We start from the raw sequence: 20,137 nt of genomic DNA, 5'->3' as shown, positions 1-20,137 counted from the left end.
ATTTGCAGCTATTTAAATCCTATATCTGATGAAAAGAGTTGTTAACGCTATTCTTATCTTGTTTTTACTGTGCCCCATTATATCATTGGCCGGGGATTATGAAAAGGCCTGGGAGGCTATTCACAAAAATGATATGAAATCCGCGGTCACCTATCTGCAAAAGGTGATCAAATCCGGTGGCCCTCAAAAGAACAGTGCTGTTAGTACACTGGTATTACTTCACCACGTTACAGATTATGCGGATGATTTTTCACGCACTTATTTTAATCCGCTTGGCGTATTATCCACTCCCGCCCCTTATGCTTATGCATTGTGGTTTAACGGCGCATTATTAGGAGATTACGGTGTGAAAAGTGGTAGCCAGCTCGATAACCTGGATCGCATCATCAATGATTCTGTTCAGTACAATGGCTCAATGCGGGCTGCTGCCAGGTATTTCAAAACTCATCATCTACGAGGCATTAAACAGCAATCTATGGCCCTTGCGTTGTTTCCCCAGATAGGTGCCATAGAAGAATGGGCCTATGCCGGACCGTTCGATAATCTGATGGGTAGCGGTTTTGACAAAGATTATGGTCCAGCAAAGCACCCTACGGGCAGCAATTTTATTTCTAAGAATAATAATCCCATTAACTGGTTTGTACCGTTATATACTACCCGCGAGGGTTGGACCTTTGTAGGGCCGGCATTTGCTTCCAGTAACGCGGTGGGTTACCTCCAATCTTTTGTAAAGTCTTCATCAGATATGGATGTTGTGCTATGCCTGGGTGGTAATGGCGCCATGAAAGTTTGGGTAAATGATAAGCAGGTGATTAGTCAGCCGGAAGAGCAGGTTACGGAGCTGGACTGGTGGAAAACGAAAGTACATCTGAATAAAGGCTATAACCGTATTTTACTCCAGCTAGGCTATACAGATGATAACAGTACCCCTCATTTTATTGTGAGATTAACAGATGAACAGTACAACCCTGTTAAAGGTATTACGGCGCAAAACCGGCCGGAAAGCTATCAGCCGGATCTATCGAAAGGGGAGTCAGCGCTCATTCCGCATTTTGCCGAAGAGTATTTTAAAAAAGAAATCGCCCAACATCCTGCCGACCCGGTACTGGCAATTCTGTTGAGCAAAGTTTACGTCCGCAACCAGGAATGGGACAAAGCGAAAGCTGTGATGTTTAAATGGCAGAAAGACTATCCAAAAGATGCTTTGGTACTGAATTATTATATCGATTGTTTGTCGGGCAATAATGACAGAACAGAGATTACAGAGCGTATGGAGTTGATGAAAGCGCTGGTGCCAGACAACTACTGGATGTTGGCTGCCAAGATGAACAAGTTGGAAGAAGAAAAGAATTATACGGAGGCAATGGAGATACTGGACAAGTTAATTGCAATGAAAGGAGAGCATCAGTATACTACTTTTAAAAAGCTGCAATTACTCATGGAGCAGGAAAAGATTGACAGCGCTTTGCAGTTACTGAAGTTTGCCTATGAGAAGTATCCGAATGTGACTGAAGTTGTGCAGGTGATGTCGCTGATTGAGTCGAAAGTACATAACAATCCGGCTAAAGCGCTGGAGGTATTGGAAAAGAACAGGGCCGAACGATTTAACTTTAAATTGCTGGATGGGTTGACAGATGAATACCTGAACCAGGGCAAAACAACAGAGGCGGTGGCATTGATGCAGGAGCTGCAGGGGATGGCCAGATATGACGCAAATAGTTATACTAAGCTGATTAAGTATTACTATGGCCGCCAGGATTATGATTCCGCATTGAAGTACCTGCGGATACAACATCAGATTAGTCCATATAGTCACGTGCCGCTGGGCGATATGGCCAATTGTTATCTTCAGAAAAAACAAAATGACTCCGCTATCCACTACTATCGGCAGGCGTTAGCAATGTATGCGGGCGGCTTTGGTTATCGTGAAAAATTGCGTACCCTGGAAAATAAACCGCCTATGGACAAGTATTTTCCAGTATTGAACTATTACAAAGAAATAGAAGCTGCACTGAAGAAACAACGGGATTCAACCCAGTCTTATGCGTATATTTTTGATGAAAAGAATGTGATTGTATATCCGGAGGGTGCAGGAGAACAAACCATCAACACGGCTATTATCATCAACAATAAAAAAGGCATTTCCCGCTGGAAGGAAATCTCTATCCCATATAATACCGTGTACCAGGATGTGATTATTGTAAAGGCGGAGGTAATAAAGGCGAATGGAGCTAAGGTTCCCGCCGAAACCAATGAAAATGAGATTGTGTTTACCCGGTTGGATGAAGGAGATGTTATCTATTTTAACTATAAAGTGAATAGTTATGGGCGAGGTCGTTTAGGGAGGGAATTCTGGGATAAATTTTATTTCTCAGGCTTTGTTCCCAGGCATATTTCCAGTTACAACGTACTGATATCCGACAGTATCCCTTTATACTATGAGTATGTAAATGGAGGAGCCGTTAAGCCGAATGTAAGCAAACATGAACAATTTAAGCTGTATAGCTGGCGGGAGGATGATATTACAGCAGTGCGTAGTGAATCATATATGCCTAGCCTGAATGATATAGGTAAGGTGCTGCATCTTTCAACGGTAAAAGACTGGGATGTGATAGGAGAGTGGTATAGTGATATTACCCGGGCGCAATCGAAGGAGGACTTTGAAATTAATGAGGCCTGGAAAGAAATATTTCCTTTTGGCGCAGAGAAGTTGGATGATTTCGCTAAAGCGAAGCGAATTTATGAATATATAGAAAAGAATATTGCCTACAGCTCCGTATCGTTTCGGCAGGGGGCTTATGTACCACAGCGGGCTGGTAAAACGCTGGTGACCCGTTTGGGAGATTGTAAGGACTTATCAACGCTGTTCCTGGCTTTTGCCCGTAAAGCAGGAGTGGAAGCCAACTTAATACTAGTAAGTACCCAGGATTACGGAGAAAAGAATATGCAGCTGCCTTCTATGGATTTCAATCACTGTATAATTCGGTATAAGGCGGAAGGAAAAGATTATTACCTCGAGTTAACAGATAATGCATTGCCATTTAATTCGTTGTCATCAGCTCTGGCCGGGGCACAAATATTAAATATTCCATATAACTACAAGAATGGGGAAAAGATTGGGCTGTTGTCAGCGGCCAATTTTGCGCCGAAGATGTTACGCCGGCGACTGGATATCGACCTGAGTGGGGCAGACCAGCATATTATTTCCAATTGTGCCTACAGTGGAGAATTAGCGTCGCAGATCAGGCATTCCTATCAGCACAAAACCCGGGAGGAAACAAAAGACGCTGTACAACATGGCATTAGTGGTATGTTCAAAAATCAAGTAGTATTAGATAGCTTTAATTTCCGTAATCTGGATAACCTGGAAGATACGGTGTGGCTGCAAAGCACTTTTACGGTGAAGAATGATGTTATCAATGTAGGCGATTTCAACATGATTAAGCCGGCATTTATGGATATAGTCGCCACAGCGGATATTTTTACGCCAGAGGCGCGTCAGCATCCGTTCGAATATAACAATTACGAGAATACCGATAACTATACTACAGAAATTCACATTAAGCTGCCAACAGGCAAGCAATTTGACCAGGTACCGGGCAATACCAATCTGAAATGGGAAGATATGAGTTATGACCTGTCCTTTAAAAAAGAAACAGATGATAAATTAGTTATTAGTAGGCAGTTTAAAACAAATTGTAATAAAATAATTGGACCTGTGGCATTTAAAGAACTGGAAACCTTTTTTACAGGTATTATTAAGGCGGAGCAGAAATATGTGTCCTTTAAATAATATTCGTTAATCAAGAAACAAAAAAGACAGCCATTGGCTGTCTTTTTTGTTTAATATTTCCCAGAAAGGATCCATTATAAACCGAACGTTACCGTAAATATTTAAATTATAATTTTTTAAATATGAATGACCATTTGCAACAGACGCTTTTCTGAGAATTTTTTCATTGAAAAAGGGGGAAATACGGAGTTACAAGGGCTTGGCTATCAATATAATTACAATATATCGTTCTTTTTTTTCGTAGTCGCTTAATTTTGAAAGTAAAAACGGTTATCTTTGCGCAAAATTTCAGAAAACGGTGATTTCTTTCAATTGGTTCAAACATAGAATGGTAGCACTTGTGATGGTTTTAGGCCTTCACAGTTTTAGTAATTTTTCCTACGCTGAGGAGGCGCACCCTGAACACGCAGCAGCTGCGGTGGCAGGTGAAGAAAAGCACTCTGACGAAGGTGAGTCCAAGAAGATTGATATTAAGGAGGTGCTCTTCGGACACATTTCTGATGCACATGACTGGCATCTGTTTGATCTGGGTGAACATACCCCGGTGGTTATTCCTTTACCGGTAATTATGTATTCTCCGACACATGGTGTTACAGCGTTTATGTCATCCCGTTTTGAGCACGGACATCAGCCTTATGCCGGTTACCAGCTGGTAAATGCGCATTACCGTGCAGAGAAGGGGCTGGATGAAGCTACTTATCCTAACAATAAAGTAATTGCCGTAGACGATAATGGTATGCCGACCAATGAGAAGGTATATGATTTGTCTATGACCAAGAATATCACCTCTATGCTGATTGCTGCCATCCTGCTGACCTGGATCATGCTGACGGTAGCGAAGGCTTACCAGACCCGGGGCGCCAAGAAAGCGCCTAAAGGTTTACAGAGCCTGATTGAGCCGGTTATCATCTTTATGCGTGATGAGGTGGTAAAACCAAATATTCCTGGTCACCGGAGCGCTAAATACACTCCATTTATTCTCACTGTATTCTTTTTCATTCTGATCAATAACTTGTTGGGACTGTTGCCTGGTTCTGCCAACGTAACCGGTAACATCGCGGTAACAGCGGCACTGGCGCTTATCAGCTTTATTGCTACTATGTTTAGCACCAACAAGCATTTCTGGGGTCATATCTTCAATCCTCCGGCACCATTTGGTGTAAAGCTGATCCTCGCCCCGGTGGAGTTGATTGGTGTGTTTACCAAGCCTATCTCCCTGATGATCAGGTTGTTTGCCAACATCCTGGCAGGTCACATTATCATTCTGAGCATTATCAGCCTGGTATTTATTTTTGGTTCTATGAACCGCGGAATTGGTTATGGCTTTATGCCGGTATCCATTGCCTTCAACCTGGTAATGATGATGCTGGAATTGCTGGTAGCCTTTATCCAGGCATTTATCTTTGCCAACCTGACTGCGGTGTTTATTGGCCAGGCGATGGAAGGTGCTCATCATGAAGATGGACATCACCATTAATCTCCTCCTTTAAACAGGAATGATTGAAAGTGAACAGTAGATTGCTGGAGCTTTTACGAACAAACGAAATTTTTTAAATTCAAATACATATTCATTATGGCACTTTTGTCTATTTTATTGCAGGCTGCTGCTGCATCTGGTCTGGCTAAAGCTGGTGGTGCTGTTGGTGCTGGTATCGCTGCTATCGCTGCTGGTATCGGTGTAGGTAACATCGGTAAGAGCGCTCTGGAGTCTATCGCTCGTCAACCAGAAGCTGCTAACGACATCCGTGCAAACATGATCCTGGCTGCTGCGCTGGTTGAGGGTGTTGCCCTCTTCGGCGTTATCGCTGGTCTGTTGGCGGTAGTTATGTAAGCAAAACTTCTTACTGCATCCGGCGCACAGGGCAATGGATGCAGTAAATTTTTATGCTGAACACAGCTCATTCAACATCTGTAAATATCAACATAACAATATCATAAAATCCTAATTATATGGATCTGTTGCAACCCGCGTTAGGCTTGTTTGCTTTTTCGTTTATCGTTTTCGTTATCGTTTTCCTGATACTGAAGAAATTTGCCTGGAAACCGATCCTTGCTACTCTGAAAGAAAGGGAAGATTCAATCACTGACTCCATTACTACTGCTGAAAGAGTGAAAGAGGAAATGGCACAGATGAAAGCTGAGCACGAACATGTGCTGGCGGAAGCTAAAGCTGAAAGAAGTAAGATCCTGAAGGAAGCAAAAGACGCGAAGGACATGATTATCAGCGAAGCAAAAACTCAGGCGCAAGCTGAAGCTAAGAAAATCATCAGTGAAGCTTACACCGCTATTGAAAACCAGAAAATGGCTGCGTTAACGGATGTAAAGAACCAGGTAGGTAACCTCGTGATCGAAGTTGCTGAAAAAGTACTGAGAAGAGAACTGGCTGATAAAACAGCACAGGAAGGTTACGTGAAACAACTGGCAGAAGAAATCAAATTGAACTAAGAGATTAACTGAATGCTGGTAACAGCAAAGAGTTAACGGCTAAAAGCTTTTTTAAATATGCAGAATCCCCGTTTAGCATCCCGGTATGCAAAATCATTGATAGACCTGGTACAGGAACTGAACCAGGTGGAAGCTGTACATACCGACATGCAGTACTTACAACAGGTGATGAAAAGCAACCCGGATGTGGTGAGTTTGCTGAAGAGCCCCATCATTAAGGCTGATAAAAAGCAAAAGATCCTGGCAGCAGTGCTGGAAGGACGGGTAAGTACAACGACACTGAGTTTCCTGAATCTCCTGGTAAGCAAAGGCCGTGAAAGTGCATTGCCTGAAATTGCTACTGAGTTTCAGCGCCAGTACAACGTGCTGAAAAATATCAGTGCTGTAAAAATCACTACTGCCGTGGCGCTGGACAATGCTACACTGGATGTAATCAAATCCAAAATAGCCAGTGAAGTTCCTCAGCAGATAGCGTTGGAAACAGCTGTAAATGCCGATCTGATCGGTGGCTTCGTGCTGGAAACCAATGATAAATTGTTTGATGCTTCTATCCTGCGCGATCTGAAGGATATCAGACAACAATTTACCAAGAACATTTACGTATCCGAGATACGTTAATTATACAGCAGCCGCTGCGTACACGCAAAGCTGTTGTCGTTATACTAAATTTATCTAACGACTTTTTTTAAAATCATAATTATGGTTGATATTAAACCTGATGAAATTTCGGCGATATTGCGCCAGCAGTTAAGCAACTTCAATGCTTCTGCCGACCTGGAAGAGGTAGGTACTGTATTGTCAGTGGGTGATGGTATTGCCCGCATTTACGGTTTGGGTAACGTTGGTTACGGTGAACTCGTTGAATTCAGCAATGGTGTAAAAGCAATTGCACTGAACCTGGAAGAAGATAACGTGGGTGTGGTATTGATGGGTGCTTCATCAGGTATTAAAGAAGGTGATAAAGTGCGTCGTACCAAACAAATCGCATCCATTAATGTGGGTGAAGGTGTGATTGGTCGCGTTATCAATACACTGGGTGAGCCAGTTGATGGTAAAGGCCCTATCAAAGGTGAACTGTATGAAATGCCACTGGAGCGTAAGGCACCAGGAGTATTGTTCCGTGAACCGGTAAAAGAACCGCTGCAAACAGGTGTGAAAGCGATCGATGCGATGATTCCTGTTGGCCGTGGTCAGCGTGAATTGGTAATTGGTGACCGTCAAACAGGTAAAACAGCTATCTGTATCGACACCATCATCAACCAGAAAGAATTCTTTGACGCAGGTAAACCTGTATACTGCATATACGTAGCGATTGGTCAGAAAGCATCTACTGTTGCCGGTGTAATGAAAACATTACAGGAAGCAGGCGCTATGGCTTATACTACCATTGTAGCTGCAAACGCTGCTGATCCTGCTCCGCTGCAGTTCTACGCTCCATTTGCCGGTGCTGCTATCGGTGAGTTCTTCCGTGACTCGGGTCGTCCTGCACTGATCGTATACGATGATCTGTCTAAACAGGCCGTTGCTTACCGTGAGGTATCCCTGCTGCTGAAACGTCCTCCTGGTCGTGAAGCTTACCCTGGTGACGTATTCTACCTGCATAGCCGTTTGCTCGAGCGTGCTGCGAAAATTATCAATAATGATGCTATCGCCCAGCAAATGAATGACCTGCCGGAATCTATCAGACACCTGGTGAAAGGTGGTGGTTCCCTGACAGCATTGCCTATCATTGAAACACAAGCGAGTGATGTATCTGCTTACATCCCTACCAACGTGATCTCCATCACCGATGGTCAGATCTTCCTGGAAGGTAACCTGTTCAACGCAGGTATCCGTCCGGCGATCAACGTAGGTATCTCTGTAAGTCGTGTGGGTGGTAACGCTCAGATCAAATCCATGAAGAAAGTATCTGGTACCCTGAAACTCGACCAGGCACAATACCGCGAAATGGAGGCCTTCTCCAAATTCGGCGGTGACCTGGATGCTGCTACCAAAGCAGTTATCGACAAAGGTGCCCGTAACGTGGAAATCCTGAAACAACCACAGTTCAGCCCATTCCCGGTTGAAAAGCAAGTGGCTATCATCTACCTCGGTACCAATGGTCTGCTGCGCGATGTTCCCGTTAAACAGGTACGTGCTTTCGAAGAAGCATTCCTGAACGAAATGGATGTTCGTCTGCCTGATGTACTGGCTGAATTCAAGAAAGGAAATCTGCCGGAAGATGGTCTGAAGAAAATGGTGACACTCGCTAATGAGCTGAAACACAGATTCGCATAAGCAAAACATCTTGCTGAAAATATAGAATAGAAGGGCTTTACCGTTGTCGGTAAAGCCCTTTTTAATTTCGGTGAATCTTCTGTAAGAATTTTGGTTTATAATATAAACCAGTTTAGTTTTGTTCCATCAAATTAATCCCTGATATGTCGAAATTCAACCTTTATCTATATCTGCTGATCTGCTTTCCTTTGGTGTCGTTGGCACAAAATAAAGTGACGGGTAAGGTAACCGATAGCAAAAAGCACCCGCTGGCAGGCGTAAACATTGCCATCAGAGGCACTTACGATGGGGCCACCACCGCAACAGATGGCACCTTTTCTTTTACCACCAGCGCTTCCGGCGACCAGATCATTTCTGCCTCCTTTACCGGTTACCAGCCCATGGAATTAAAAGCGAACGTAAGCGCCTCCGAACCGATAAACATCATACTGAAGAACAATATCAACGCCCTGCGGGTAGTTACCATCTCGGCCGGTAGCTTTGAGGCCAGCGATGATAAAAAAGGAACCGTACTTAAGCCCCTGGATATCGTTACTACTGCCGGCGCAGGCGCTGATATTGTAAACGCTATCAAAACGCTCCCGGGCGCCCAGCAAACAAACGACCGGGAAGGACTGTTTGTACGCGGCGGCACCGGCTATGAAACCCAAACACTGATAGACGGTATGTTGGTACGGAATCCTTTCTCAACCAGCTTGCCAGATATTCCGGGCCGTGGCCGCTTTTCCCCTTTCCTGTTTAAAGGTACCACCTTCAGCAGCGGTGGCTATTCAGCACAGTATGGACAGGCCTTGTCGTCGGCGCTGATATTGGAGTCTACCGACCTGCCCACCCGCTCTTCTTCTTCACTGGGATTATCCGTGATCGGGGTAAACGGAGGGGTGGATAAACTAACAAAAGATAAAAAGACCTCCTACGGTGTGGAAGCGGATTATACCAACCTGGCGCCTTACTTTAATGTGGTGAAACCCAAACAAACACCCAGCCTCGGACCGGAAATTATTGGCACTTCTGCCAATTTCCGGAGGAAGACTTCTTCTACCGGGATGCTTAAATTTTATGGATATGGCAACTGGACCAAAATGGGATTCAATAGCAACAGCCTGGAATACCCCGGCTATATGGAGTCTTTTAAGGTACATAACAATAACGTATACACGAATCTGACTTACCGCGAAAGTATAGGGCATGATTGGCACTTATATGCCGGGGCCTCCTTTAGTATCAATACGGATAATATTCATACAGATACGCTGTTGAAGAACCCAGCGCCTACCCTGATCAAGGTACGATCTACCCTCAGCCAGTCGAAGCTAATGCTGTATAAAAATCTGGGTAGCTTTTCTGTGGTTAGATTTGGCGGAGAATACCAGTATGCCATCGAAAACTCTTCCTTCAATGAAAAGACGGCCAATTACGTGGATAACTACACCGCAGCTTTTGCGGAGGGCGATATTTATATTACCCCCAGCCTGGTAGGACGCCTGGGTGGACGTGCTGAATATTCTTCTATACTGGCAAAAATGAACTTTGCGCCCCGTGTATCACTTGCTTATAAATTCGATAACTACAGCCAATTTTCATTAGCCTATGGCGACTATTACCAGAAGCCGGAGCCCCAGTATCTCCGTTTCAATAACTACCTGGGCTATATGAAAGCCACTCACTATATTGCCAGCTTCCAGCGGATATCCAATAGTTATACCTTCCGTACGGAAGTGTTTTATAAAAAATACAAAGACCTGGTTAAAACTGTGCCTTCCTATAACAACAATGGCGATGGCTATGCCAAAGGCATCGAAGTATTCTGGCGCGACCGCAAAACTTTTAAGAATGTGGACTACTGGATTTCCTATTCTTACCTGGATACTAAAAGAGATTACCTGAATTATCCATTCCGTGTGCAGCCCGATTTTGCAGCCAATCATACCGCCAGTATTGTATATAAACACTACTTGTCTAAAATCAGTACCAACCTGGGTTTAACATACACCTTTGCTACGGGGCGTCCGTATTATGATCCCAATTTACCGGTGGACAAATTCATGTCGGAAAAAACGATGACCTATAATGCAGTGGGAGTGAGCGCCAGTTATCTTACCAATATCCGCAAAGCCTTTACCATATTTGTTTTGTCGGTGAGCAATGCGCTTGGTAACAAGCAGGTATTCGGTTATCATTATTCTACTGATGGATTACGCCGGAATGAGATTACGCCCAATGTGCCAAGATTTATTTACCTGGGCATGTTTATGAATTTTGGTATCGACAGAAGACAGGATGTTCTTAATAACCTCTAATAACACACATATGAAACGTCTCTTTTTAGCATTTTTATTTACCGGTAGCATGGCTACCGCCGCCATGGCCCAGAGTGCCCAATACATGGATGCTATGACCAAACAAACTGCAGACCTGGATAGCAGCAGCACATTTACCCCCGATCATCTGTTGGAAAAGGGCAATACTTTTGAGCGGATTGCCAACGCAGAACAAAGCCAATGGTTGCCTTACTATTATGCCGCTTATATGCAGGTTATGCAGGGATTTATGCTGAAGGATAAAAGTCAGCTGGATCCGCTGATGGACAGGGCAGAAGTGAATCTTGATAAGGCGGAGTCATTGAGTCCAAAGAACTCTGAAATTGCCTGCATCCGCTCCTTGGTGGCCACTGCACGATTAACGGTAGATCCTATGACCCGTGGTCAAATGTATGGCGCAGAAGCGGCTAAGCAATTGCAACAAGCCAAGGAGTACAACCCGGAGAACCCGCGTATTTACATGTTGCAGGGACAATCATTATTGTTTACACCGGAACAATGGGGTGGCAGTAAGTCTGGTGCAAAAACAGCCCTGGAGCTGGCGTTGACAAAGTTTGCGGCCTTTAAACCAGAAAGTAATATTGCGCCACATTGGGGAGAACCGTATACTCGCATGCTGTTGGCTAAAGCCAGTAATTAATCAAAGGTTTTAATTCTTTGGATATTTAGTTATTTTGTTTCCGTTGCAGGTATATCAAAGTGGCTATATAAGAAAATTATGCACATGGACTTCAAAGATCTGGACCCGGTACTACATTCACAATTGCGGCTAGCTATTATGTCGATATTGATTAGTGAGGAAGAAGCAGAATTTACGCTGTTGAAAGAGAAAACGAATGCTACGGCAGGTAACCTGAGTGTACAGATTAATAAATTACGTGATGCAGCTTATATTACGGTGGTAAAGCAGTTTAAAGAGAATTATCCGCAAACGATCTGTAAGATCACCGCTACGGGGAAAAAGGCCTTTAGCGATTATGTGGCCTCTATACAGTCTTACCTGAACGCGGGAAAACGCAAATAGCGGAAAGTATAAAGCGAAAAGCTATTATGGAGAAGAATTTAGCGAGTATTGACATTCGCTTTAATCATTCTCCATAATAGCTTTTCGCGTTATGCTTTCGGCTTTCCGCTATTCAGAAGCCAGTTCTGTTTTCTTCAGGGGGTTGCGGGTATTTTCCGCATAAATTTCCCGTTGCTCCAGGATATCGAGGCAGGTGAAGATGGCTTGCCTGAAGGATTCAGGGTCTGCCAGATTTTTACCAGCTATATCGAAGGCGGTACCATGATCGGGAGAAGTGCGCACAATACCCAATCCGGCGGTATAGTTGATACCGTTGCCGCTGGCCAGCGATTTGAAGGGGATCAGCCCCTGATCGTGGTACATGGCTAATACTCCGTCGAATTGTTTAAACATTTCGCGGGCAAAGAAGGCATCGGCGCTATAAGGCCCGAAGCACAGGATGCCATTCCCTTTGGCATGTTTAATAGCAGGGCTGATTTGTTCTATTTCTTCCTTGCCTATCAAACCTTCATCACCGGCATGCGGATTGAGGCCCAGCACGGCGATACGTGGTTTGTCTATACCGAAATCCTTTACCAGGCTATCTCTCATCAGCGCTAATTTGCCGAGAATATTTTCTTTGGTAACATATTTACTCACATCCGCCAGGGGCACATGTTCTGTGAGGAGCCCCACGCGCATATTGTCGGCAGTCATGAACATCAAAACGTCTTTGGCATTGAAGGCATCGCGCAGGTAGGGGGTATGACCGGTATAGTTGAAATTGGCGCTCTGGATATTGTTTTTGTGGATAGGTGCAGTGACCAGACCACTGATGAAGCCCTCCTTCATAGATTTAATGGCCACTTCCAGTGCCCGGGCGGCGTATTTTCCACCAGTTTCATTCAACACTCCGGGGGTAATCTGCACTTCTTCCTCCCAGCAGTTATATACGTTCACCTGCTTGTGGTTCAGGCGGGTGAAGTCTTTGATGCTCTGGTAGTTGAAATTATTTTCATTCATCAGCTTCCGGTAGAAGTTGATGGTTTTATTAGATGCAAAAATTACCGGCGTGCAAAACTCCATCATACGCGTGTCCATAAACGTTTTGATGATAATTTCTGCGCCGATGCTGTTGATATCACCAATGGTGATGCCTATTACCGGTTTGTTGTGCTGGATGGTACTCATGCTTTATTGCCTCAATGAATGGCAAATATACACTTTTAGGCTATAGCTTCCCCCCTTTTAGTTGGTGGGGGATCCCTTAAAAGCAGGGGAAATAAAAGCTAATAAATGCTTTATCTTTGCGCTGCACAATGTATACACTAAAAAAATCACTCGGCCAGCATTTCCTTAAGGATGAAAACATCTCCAGGCAAATAGTGGCGTCGTTACCTGTAACAGAAGGCCAGCAAGTGCTGGAAGTGGGCCCCGGAGGGGGAGCCATTACGAAGTACCTGTTGCAACTGCCAGGTATTCACTTTAAGGCGATAGAGCTGGATACCGAAAAGGTACAGTACCTCGAAAAAACCTATCCCGATATCCGGGGAAAGCTGATCAATGTGAGCATACTGGATGCTGAGCTGCCATTTGAAGGGCCGTTCCAGATGATCGGCAATTTTCCTTACAATATTTCCACCCAGATTATGTTTAAGGTGCTGGACTGGCGCCAGGAGGTAGATGTGGTGGTAGGGATGTTCCAGAAGGAAGTGGCCCAGCGTATTGCCGCTCCGCATGGCAATAAGGAGTATGGTATCCTGAGTGTGTTGTTACAGGCCTTTTATAAGATAGAATATTTGTTTGAAGTACATGAAAACTGCTTCAATCCGCCGCCTAAAGTAAAATCTGCCGTTATCCGCCTTACCCGGCTGGAGCAGCCGGCAGATATTGCCTCTGAACGTAAATTTTTTGTACTGGTGAAAACAGCCTTTGGCCAGCGCCGTAAGCAACTGCGCAATCCGCTGAAAACCATGTTCGATAAGGAGCTGTTAGCACAGGATCCTATTTTTTCAAAAAGGGCAGAAGAACTGACTGTGGCTGATTTTGCAGCATTATCCCATAAGATGATATGAGCAGGAAAGTATTAGTTACCGCGAAAACGCATCCGTATTTAGTTGAGCAGCTGGAAGAAAAAGGCTTTGAAGTCATTTATCAACCGGCTATTTCCTATGATGAAGTATATAGCGCTATCGGCGATTGCGTAGGACTGATTGTAACCACCCGTATCCGGGTAGATAAGTATATTATTGACCATGCCAGGGAATTGCAGTGGATAGGTCGCCTGGGATCCGGTATGGAGCTGATCGACGTGCCATACGCAGAAAGCAAGGGTATTCACTGCGTGAGCAGCCCCGAAGGCAATCGTGATGCCGTAGGCGAACAGGCAGTAGGTATGTTGCTCTGCCTGTTGAATAATGTGCTGAAAAGCAACCTGGAATTGAGAGAAGGGATTTGGGAACGCGATGGCAACCGGGGGTATGAGCTGAATGGCAAAACAGTAGGCATCATCGGCTATGGTAATACCGGGAGCACGTTTGCGCATAAGCTGAAGGGCTTTGATGTAAACATCCTGGCTTATGATAAGTATAAGAAAGGATTTGGTACCAGCGAGGTGAAAGAAGCTACTTTGGATCAGATTTTCCAGGAAGCGGATGTAGTCAGCTTACATCTCCCGCTGACACCTGAAACCAAACATATTGGTAATACGGGCTTTTTTGAATCTTTTGCCCGGCCGGTATGGTTCATGAACATGGCCAGGGGGAAGCTGGTAAATATCCCGGATCTTATCGGGGCTTTAGAGGGAGGCGTGATTGCCGGCGCCTGCCTGGATGTGCTGGAGAATGAAAAATTAAATACTTATAGTGAAGACGAGAAGGCCCAGTTGGCCTGGCTGCTAAAAGCCCCCAATGTGGTGGTAACACCGCATATAGCTGGTTATTCGCACCAGGCGAGCATTAAAATGGCCCGCATTGTATTAGAGAAATTAAACATTTTATAAGCCTGTCAAACAGGTAGTGGTTCTGGGATAAATAATTGATTTTCAATTTATTTAATTCCGGGAGAAGGGGTTTTTTCTTTATAATAAATTCATTATATTTGCGATAATACCAGTAAACAACGCTTCTGTGAAAATGGAGGCGTTGATTTTTTTTTCTTATAACCAAAAAACACAGCAGGTTATGTCTGGCATAAATTACGTTACGAAAGAAACCCTGGACCAAATGATGAGTGAGCTTTCCTTACTAAAAACCAAGGGGAGAGCGGAGATTGCACGTGCAATTGCAGAAGCAAGAGAAAAGGGTGACTTGAAGGAAAATGCCGAATATGATGCCGCCAAGGAAGCGCAGGGCATACATGAAGCTAAGATTGCCACGCTGGAGAACGCTATTGCCACATCCCGTATAGTAAGTGCAGCCGCTATTGATACTTCCAAGGTATCTATTCTTTGTAAGGTTACCATTACCAATATGGCTAATAAGAAGACAGTTACCTACCAGTTGGTGTCTGAAACCGAAGCAGATCTGAAAGCGGGTAAGATATCCATTACTTCTCCTATCGGTAAGGGCCTATTAGGCAAGCATGTAGGTGAAATTGCGGAGGTACAGGCGCCTAACGGGCAGATTAAATTTAAGATTGATAGTATTACTGCATAAGCGCTACTGGCACTTTTTCATGATATTTGCAGGGTTGCATTCAATTGCAGCCCTTTTTTATTTTTACTTTGGATTAAGCTATCTACTATGACCATCTTCTCAAAAATCATTAATGGGGAAATCCCAAGCTATAAAATAGCGGAGAATGAACAGTTCTATGCTTTCCTGGATATTTTTCCGCTGGTAAAGGGGCATACGCTGATTATCTGCAAAACGGAAACAGACAAGTTTTTCGATGTATCGGATGAGTTGCTGAAAGAATGGCTGCTGTTTGCCAAACCTATTGCCAAAGCTATTGAGCGGGTAGTGCCTTGTAATCGTATAGGCGTTAGTGTGGTTGGCCTGGAGGTCCCGCATGCGCACATGCACCTGATTCCAATTAATTCGGCCGATGATATGAATTTTTCCCGTAGTAAGCTAAAGTTGTCTGTAGAGGAATTTAAGGAGATACAGGCACAGATTGTTGCTGCTTTATAAATGAGCTTACCTGGGGGGAATATTGAATCGGAATCCCACCCCATGTACGGTTTCCAGCTTTATTTGCGGGTCTGATTTGAAATGTTTCCGGAGTTTGGTAATAAAAACATCCATGCTACGGCCCAGGAAGTAGTCATCTTTTCCCCACACATTAGAAAGGATATCTTCTCTTTTGAGTGTTTTATTGGGATTATTGCAGAAGTATTTAAGCAGGTCGGCTTCCTTTTGTGTGACGGAAATAGACACTTCACCATCGGCTGTATAAAGGCGGAGGTCTTCATAATCGAAGGTAAGCTGACCAATCGTGAACAGGTTTGATTTGTCTTTCCCCCTGCTCATGGTCCGTTTCAGGAACACTTCGATACGCAGGATAAGTTCCTGCATATTGAATGGTTTACTGATATAGTCGTCGGCACCGGTTTGGAGGCCGGCTATCCGATCTTCTTTTTCATTTTTAGAAGTGAGGAACAATATGGGGACATGGTCATTCAGCTCGCGGATTTGCTGTGCCAGCTGCAGGCCGTCTTTTTTAGGCATCATCACGTCCAGTAGGCAAATGTCGAATGAGCGTAACTGGAACTGTTCCCATGCTGCCTGGCCATCTATACTATGCACTACATCATAGCCCGCTTCTTCCAGTCGTTTCTTCGTCGCCGCACCAACATTTTGATCATCTTCCACCAATAGGATTCTTGCTTTCATATCTGCCTGATGCTGATTAATATAAAAAAGCTGTTATAAAACTTGTGTATAGCAATTGATGGTCACTTTTCATAGTCAAGCTGTTAAAAACGGTATATGGCCGTGTAGCAGTTGTAATTGGGTTCATGAATTTAACCAAAGTGACTACAATTTACGGATTTATTGAATAACCTTCTCTCCCGATGTTTTTTATCTGACAATCCTCTCGGGATGTTGCTGCAGAAACTTCTCCCAGCCTTTGGAACCGGTAATACCGACTAACGGGTTACTTTCCTGGTAAAAATGGCAAACTGCTACTGCCAGGGCATCCGTAGCATCGAGGTAGTCAGGGCGTTCCGGGATATTGAGTGTGCGTTGCAACATTTGCCATACTTGCTCTTTGTCTGCATTACCATTGCCTGTAACAGATTGCTTTACTTTTTTGGGGGAATACTCGGTTACAGCCAGTCCTTCCTGGATAGCCGCTGCGATGGCTACACCCTGGGCGCGTCCCAGCTTCAGCATACTTTGTACGTTCTTACCATAAAATGGGGCTTCTATAGCAAAACTGGTGGGTTTATGTTCCCGGATCAGGTTTTGTACCCGGCAGTGAATCTGTTGCAGCCGCTCGTAATGATCTTTGAATTTGGACAGTTTAAGCACATCCATCCCGAGCAGACTGGCTTTTTTTCCTTCAATACGTATAAGCCCATAGCCCATTACAAGGGTACCGGGGTCAATGCCGAGAATTATTTTTGACTTGTTTGCCAACCACAGTTTATTTTTGCCAAAAATTGACTATCTGAACAAAAGTACCAAAATAATTCTCAATTACTTATTAGGGGCAGGGCTTTTTACGTGGCTGGCGTACTCTATTTACTCGCAAATCATCCATCGCGATAATTTACAGTTGTCTGTCAGACACATGTGGGAGTCCTTACAGGAAAGGGGTTGGGTAGGTATTTTCCTGGTGCTGGTGTTAATGTTATTCAACTGGGGACTGGAAGCCCGTAAGTGGCAGAAATTGGTAGCCCCGCTGGAAGAAGTCTCTTTTCTAAGGGCTTTTAGCGCCATTATGTCTGGCGTTTCCCTCTCTATCAATACCCCAAATCGTGTAGGCGAATACGGTGGACGCATCCTTTATCTCAAAAATCATAATAAACTAAAAGCAATAGCGGCAACGATCGTGGGTAGTTTCAGCCAGCTGATCGTAACTATTATCTTTGGGTTAATTGGTTTACTGTACTATATCAACAATTATGCGCTGGCAGCCGAAAGCGCATTTCTCAGTCCGGGTGTGTGGCAAAAATTACTGCTGGCAGCCGGTATACTTATTTGTGGCCTGACGATATTGTTATATTTTCGGTTACAAATTATTCTGGCTGTATTTGAAAAGGTACCTTTTCTTCGTAAAGTGAAGGTCTTTGTGCAGATAATTGTGAAATACTCATCGGGCGATTTACGTTACCTGTTGCTGCTTTCAGCCTTCCGGTACATAGTCTTCTCGGCACAGTATTTGATTTTGTTGGACGCACTGGGCATGGAATTTTTGTGGTGGCAGGCTTTCCTCCTTAATAGCGTAATCTACCTCGTTATGGCAGGAGTTCCGACCATTGCTATCGCAGAACTTGGAGTACGCGGAAAAGTAAGTATCTTTTTTCTGGGTTTGCTAAGCTCCAATACCATGGCTATCATCGCCGCCACGGTAGGCATTTGGCTGATCAACCTGGTACTACCAGCCGTTTTGGGAAGTGTGTTATTGTTAGGGGTAAAAATTTTTAAGGAAAAATAGCTTCCATCAATGAAGTATCTTCTACTGATCGTCTTATGGCTTTCCTGTTTTCAACCCGTTGAAGCACAAAACGACTTTTGCTCCATCCGTAACACCAGTTTTAACGCTGGTGAAAGTATTACCCTGAAAGTATTTTATAACCTCGGCAAAATGTATGTAGGGGCCGGCGAAGCTACCTTTAACGTGGTGCTCGAAAACTTCGCCAACCGCGTGGTATATCACGTTACCGGCGATGGGAAAACCTACCGGGCATACGACTGGATCTTTAAAGTACGTGATAAATACGAGAGCTTCATCGATACTGCCACCATGCAACCTCTCAAGTTTCTGCGTAATGTAAATGAAGGCGGCTATAAGATCTATAACAACGTAGTATTTAACCAGGCTGCTCACCAGGCTATCAGTACCAACGGAACTTTCACAGTGCCACCCTGCGTACAGGATGTGATCAGCGCCATTTACTACGCCCGCAATATCGACTTCAACAAATACCAGGCGGGCGATAAAATTCCCTTTGCTATGTTCCTCGATGACCAGGTGTACAATATCTATATCCGGTACATGGGTAAAGAAGAGGTGAACACCAAATTCGGCAAGTTTCGCGCTATTAAGTTCAAGCCCCTGCTGATTAAAGGAACGATCTTTGAAGGTGGGGAAAAAATGACCGTGTGGGTAAGCGATGATGCCAATAAAGTGCCCCTGCGCATTGAAAGCCCCATATCTGTAGGTAATATCGTGGTAGATATGGTGAACTACAGCAACCTCCGTTATCCCTTTAGTTCACTGCTGAACAAGAAGTAGTATCCTGGTTTTAACAATTCATTTGAGGGATAACACTTAAAATTTCACGACCTTTCGTCCCGCAGAAAAACTTTATATTTGTTATAATCAACCCTTTATGATTATGGAAGAACGTAAACCGAAGATATTACTGGCTGAAGATGATACCAATCTGGGTATGGTGTTGAAGAACTATCTGGAGCTGAACGACTATGATGTGGAATTATGCCGCGATGGTATCCTGGCCCTGGCAGCCTTCCGCCGCGAGAAATTTGACATCTGTCTGCTGGATATTATGATGCCCAATATGGACGGATTTAAACTGGCAGAAGAAATCAGAGATGTGGATCCCGATATCCCGCTCTTCTTCCTGTCGGCCAAAACCATGAAGGAAGACATCATACAAGGGTATAAGCTGGGTGCGGATGACTATATCTCTAAACCATTCGACAGCGAACTGCTGCTGCTGAAAATTAAAGCCATCCTGAAACGTAACCAGGAGCTCAATAGCAAAGATGAAGAAGTACATGAGTTTGTAATCGGCTCCTATACGTTCAATTCCCGCCTCCGTACCCTCGGACATAACAACGAAACACATACGTTATCGCCCAAAGAGAACGAGCTGTTACACATGTTGTGCGAGCACAAAAATGACCTGCTTCCCCGCGAACTGGCACTGAAGAAAATATGGGGTAGCGATACCTACTTCAACGGCCGTAGCATGGACGTATATATCGCCAAATTACGCAAATACCTGAAAGATGATCCCAATATCGAAATCGTGAATATTCACGGTAACGGGTTCAGACTGGTGGTGAAAGATGCCTGAGAAAGAAGCGTAAAGCGTAACGTATAAAGCAATTAAGGCGAATGATTTCTGCAGAGATCATTCGCCTTAATTGCTTTATACGT

19 protein-coding genes are annotated in these 20,137 nt (G+C 44.3%); 16 read left to right on the top strand and 3 right to left on the bottom strand.

Features of this window, described 5'->3' with window-relative positions; translation table 11 throughout:
• Positions 1 to 28 precede the first annotated feature (28 nt).
• The 9 genes from FHW36_RS00615 (at position 29) to FHW36_RS00575 (ending at position 11,860) form a co-directional block, all read left to right on the top strand.
• Entirely contained in the window at positions 29 to 3,793 is a 3,765-nt protein-coding gene (locus FHW36_RS00615; protein ID WP_145660624.1) for a DUF3857 domain-containing protein, read from the top strand.
• Between the two features lie 328 nt (positions 3,794 to 4,121).
• Entirely contained in the window at positions 4,122 to 5,270 is a 1,149-nt protein-coding gene (atpB, locus tag FHW36_RS00610; RefSeq protein ID WP_186452260.1) for a F0F1 ATP synthase subunit A, read from the top strand.
• A gap of 96 nt (positions 5,271 to 5,366) precedes the next feature.
• Complete coding sequence (atpE, locus tag FHW36_RS00605; RefSeq protein ID WP_089758700.1) at positions 5,367 to 5,624, top strand: ATP synthase F0 subunit C; 258 nt, start codon at positions 5,367 to 5,369, stop codon at positions 5,622 to 5,624.
• Positions 5,625 to 5,743: 119 nt separating this feature from the next.
• Positions 5,744 to 6,238: a F0F1 ATP synthase subunit B gene (gene atpF / locus FHW36_RS00600; RefSeq protein ID WP_145660617.1), complete on the top strand. Its 495-nt coding sequence runs from the start codon at positions 5,744 to 5,746 to the stop codon at positions 6,236 to 6,238.
• A gap of 57 nt (positions 6,239 to 6,295) precedes the next feature.
• Positions 6,296 to 6,856 (top strand): ATP synthase F1 subunit delta, encoded by a 561-nt coding sequence (gene atpH / locus FHW36_RS00595; RefSeq protein ID WP_145660614.1) that lies wholly within the window; start codon positions 6,296 to 6,298, stop codon positions 6,854 to 6,856.
• 81 nt (positions 6,857 to 6,937) lie between these two features.
• Positions 6,938 to 8,515, top strand: coding sequence for a F0F1 ATP synthase subunit alpha (atpA, locus tag FHW36_RS00590; RefSeq protein WP_145660611.1), 1,578 nt, complete (start codon positions 6,938 to 6,940; stop codon positions 8,513 to 8,515).
• A 143-nt stretch (positions 8,516 to 8,658) separates the two neighbouring features.
• The gene (locus tag FHW36_RS00585; protein WP_145660608.1) at positions 8,659 to 10,815 is read left to right on the top strand and encodes a TonB-dependent receptor; all 2,157 of its coding nucleotides are present in this window, start codon (positions 8,659 to 8,661) and stop codon (positions 10,813 to 10,815) included.
• 10 nt (positions 10,816 to 10,825) lie between these two features.
• Positions 10,826 to 11,476: a tetratricopeptide repeat protein gene (locus FHW36_RS00580; RefSeq protein WP_145660602.1), complete on the top strand. Its 651-nt coding sequence runs from the start codon at positions 10,826 to 10,828 to the stop codon at positions 11,474 to 11,476.
• Positions 11,477 to 11,560: 84 nt separating this feature from the next.
• Complete coding sequence (locus FHW36_RS00575; RefSeq protein ID WP_145660593.1) at positions 11,561 to 11,860, top strand: winged helix-turn-helix domain-containing protein; 300 nt, start codon at positions 11,561 to 11,563, stop codon at positions 11,858 to 11,860.
• 108 nt (positions 11,861 to 11,968) lie between these two features.
• Here the strand turns inward: FHW36_RS00575 and pdxA are convergent, their stop codons facing one another.
• On the bottom strand, positions 11,969 to 13,030 hold the full coding sequence (pdxA, locus tag FHW36_RS00570; protein ID WP_145660587.1) for a 4-hydroxythreonine-4-phosphate dehydrogenase PdxA: 1,062 nt from the start codon (positions 13,028 to 13,030) through the stop codon (positions 11,969 to 11,971).
• A 128-nt stretch (positions 13,031 to 13,158) separates the two neighbouring features.
• Between pdxA and rsmA the strand changes: the two genes are divergently transcribed.
• From rsmA to FHW36_RS00550, 4 genes are all read left to right on the top strand, one after another.
• Positions 13,159 to 13,914 (top strand): 16S rRNA (adenine(1518)-N(6)/adenine(1519)-N(6))-dimethyltransferase RsmA, encoded by a 756-nt coding sequence (gene rsmA / locus FHW36_RS00565; RefSeq protein WP_145660584.1) that lies wholly within the window; start codon positions 13,159 to 13,161, stop codon positions 13,912 to 13,914.
• On the top strand, positions 13,911 to 14,840 hold the full coding sequence (locus FHW36_RS00560) for an NAD(P)-dependent oxidoreductase (RefSeq protein ID WP_145660581.1): 930 nt from the start codon (positions 13,911 to 13,913) through the stop codon (positions 14,838 to 14,840). The genes rsmA and FHW36_RS00560 overlap by 4 nt, the downstream gene beginning before the upstream one ends.
• 181 nt (positions 14,841 to 15,021) lie before the next feature.
• Positions 15,022 to 15,495, top strand: a complete 474-nt coding sequence (gene greA, locus FHW36_RS00555) for a transcription elongation factor GreA (protein ID WP_145660578.1) — start codon at positions 15,022 to 15,024, stop codon at positions 15,493 to 15,495.
• A gap of 87 nt (positions 15,496 to 15,582) precedes the next feature.
• Complete coding sequence (locus tag FHW36_RS00550; protein WP_145660575.1) at positions 15,583 to 15,972, top strand: HIT family protein; 390 nt, start codon at positions 15,583 to 15,585, stop codon at positions 15,970 to 15,972.
• Positions 15,973 to 15,978: 6 nt separating this feature from the next.
• On the opposite strand, the gene FHW36_RS00545 is transcribed toward FHW36_RS00550, so the two are convergent.
• Positions 15,979 to 16,674, bottom strand: a complete 696-nt coding sequence (locus FHW36_RS00545) for a response regulator transcription factor (protein WP_145660573.1) — start codon at positions 16,672 to 16,674, stop codon at positions 15,979 to 15,981.
• A 189-nt stretch (positions 16,675 to 16,863) separates the two neighbouring features.
• Positions 16,864 to 17,424 (bottom strand): crossover junction endodeoxyribonuclease RuvC, encoded by a 561-nt coding sequence (gene ruvC / locus FHW36_RS00540; RefSeq protein ID WP_145660570.1) that lies wholly within the window; start codon positions 17,422 to 17,424, stop codon positions 16,864 to 16,866.
• Here ruvC and FHW36_RS00535 point away from each other — a divergent pair.
• The 3 genes from FHW36_RS00535 to FHW36_RS00525 all read left to right on the top strand — a co-directional run bounded on the left by FHW36_RS00535 (position 17,393) and on the right by FHW36_RS00525 (position 20,054).
• A complete protein-coding gene (locus tag FHW36_RS00535) occupies positions 17,393 to 18,445 on the top strand; it encodes a lysylphosphatidylglycerol synthase domain-containing protein (RefSeq protein ID WP_145660567.1) in 1,053 nt (350 codons plus the stop codon). The genes ruvC and FHW36_RS00535 overlap by 32 nt on opposite strands.
• Positions 18,446 to 18,454: 9 nt before the next feature.
• Complete coding sequence (locus tag FHW36_RS00530; protein ID WP_145660564.1) at positions 18,455 to 19,246, top strand: DUF3108 domain-containing protein; 792 nt, start codon at positions 18,455 to 18,457, stop codon at positions 19,244 to 19,246.
• Positions 19,247 to 19,349: 103 nt separating this feature from the next.
• Positions 19,350 to 20,054, top strand: coding sequence for a response regulator transcription factor (locus FHW36_RS00525; protein ID WP_145660561.1), 705 nt, complete (start codon positions 19,350 to 19,352; stop codon positions 20,052 to 20,054).
• Positions 20,055 to 20,137 lie beyond the last annotated feature (83 nt).

This window comes from Chitinophaga polysaccharea (assembly GCF_007829335.1).
In the GTDB taxonomy this organism is placed as follows: Bacteria; Bacteroidota; Bacteroidia; order Chitinophagales; family Chitinophagaceae; genus Chitinophaga; species Chitinophaga polysaccharea_B.
Note: the sequence above shows the minus strand (reverse complement) of the source record. Positions and strands in the feature narration are given on the sequence as shown.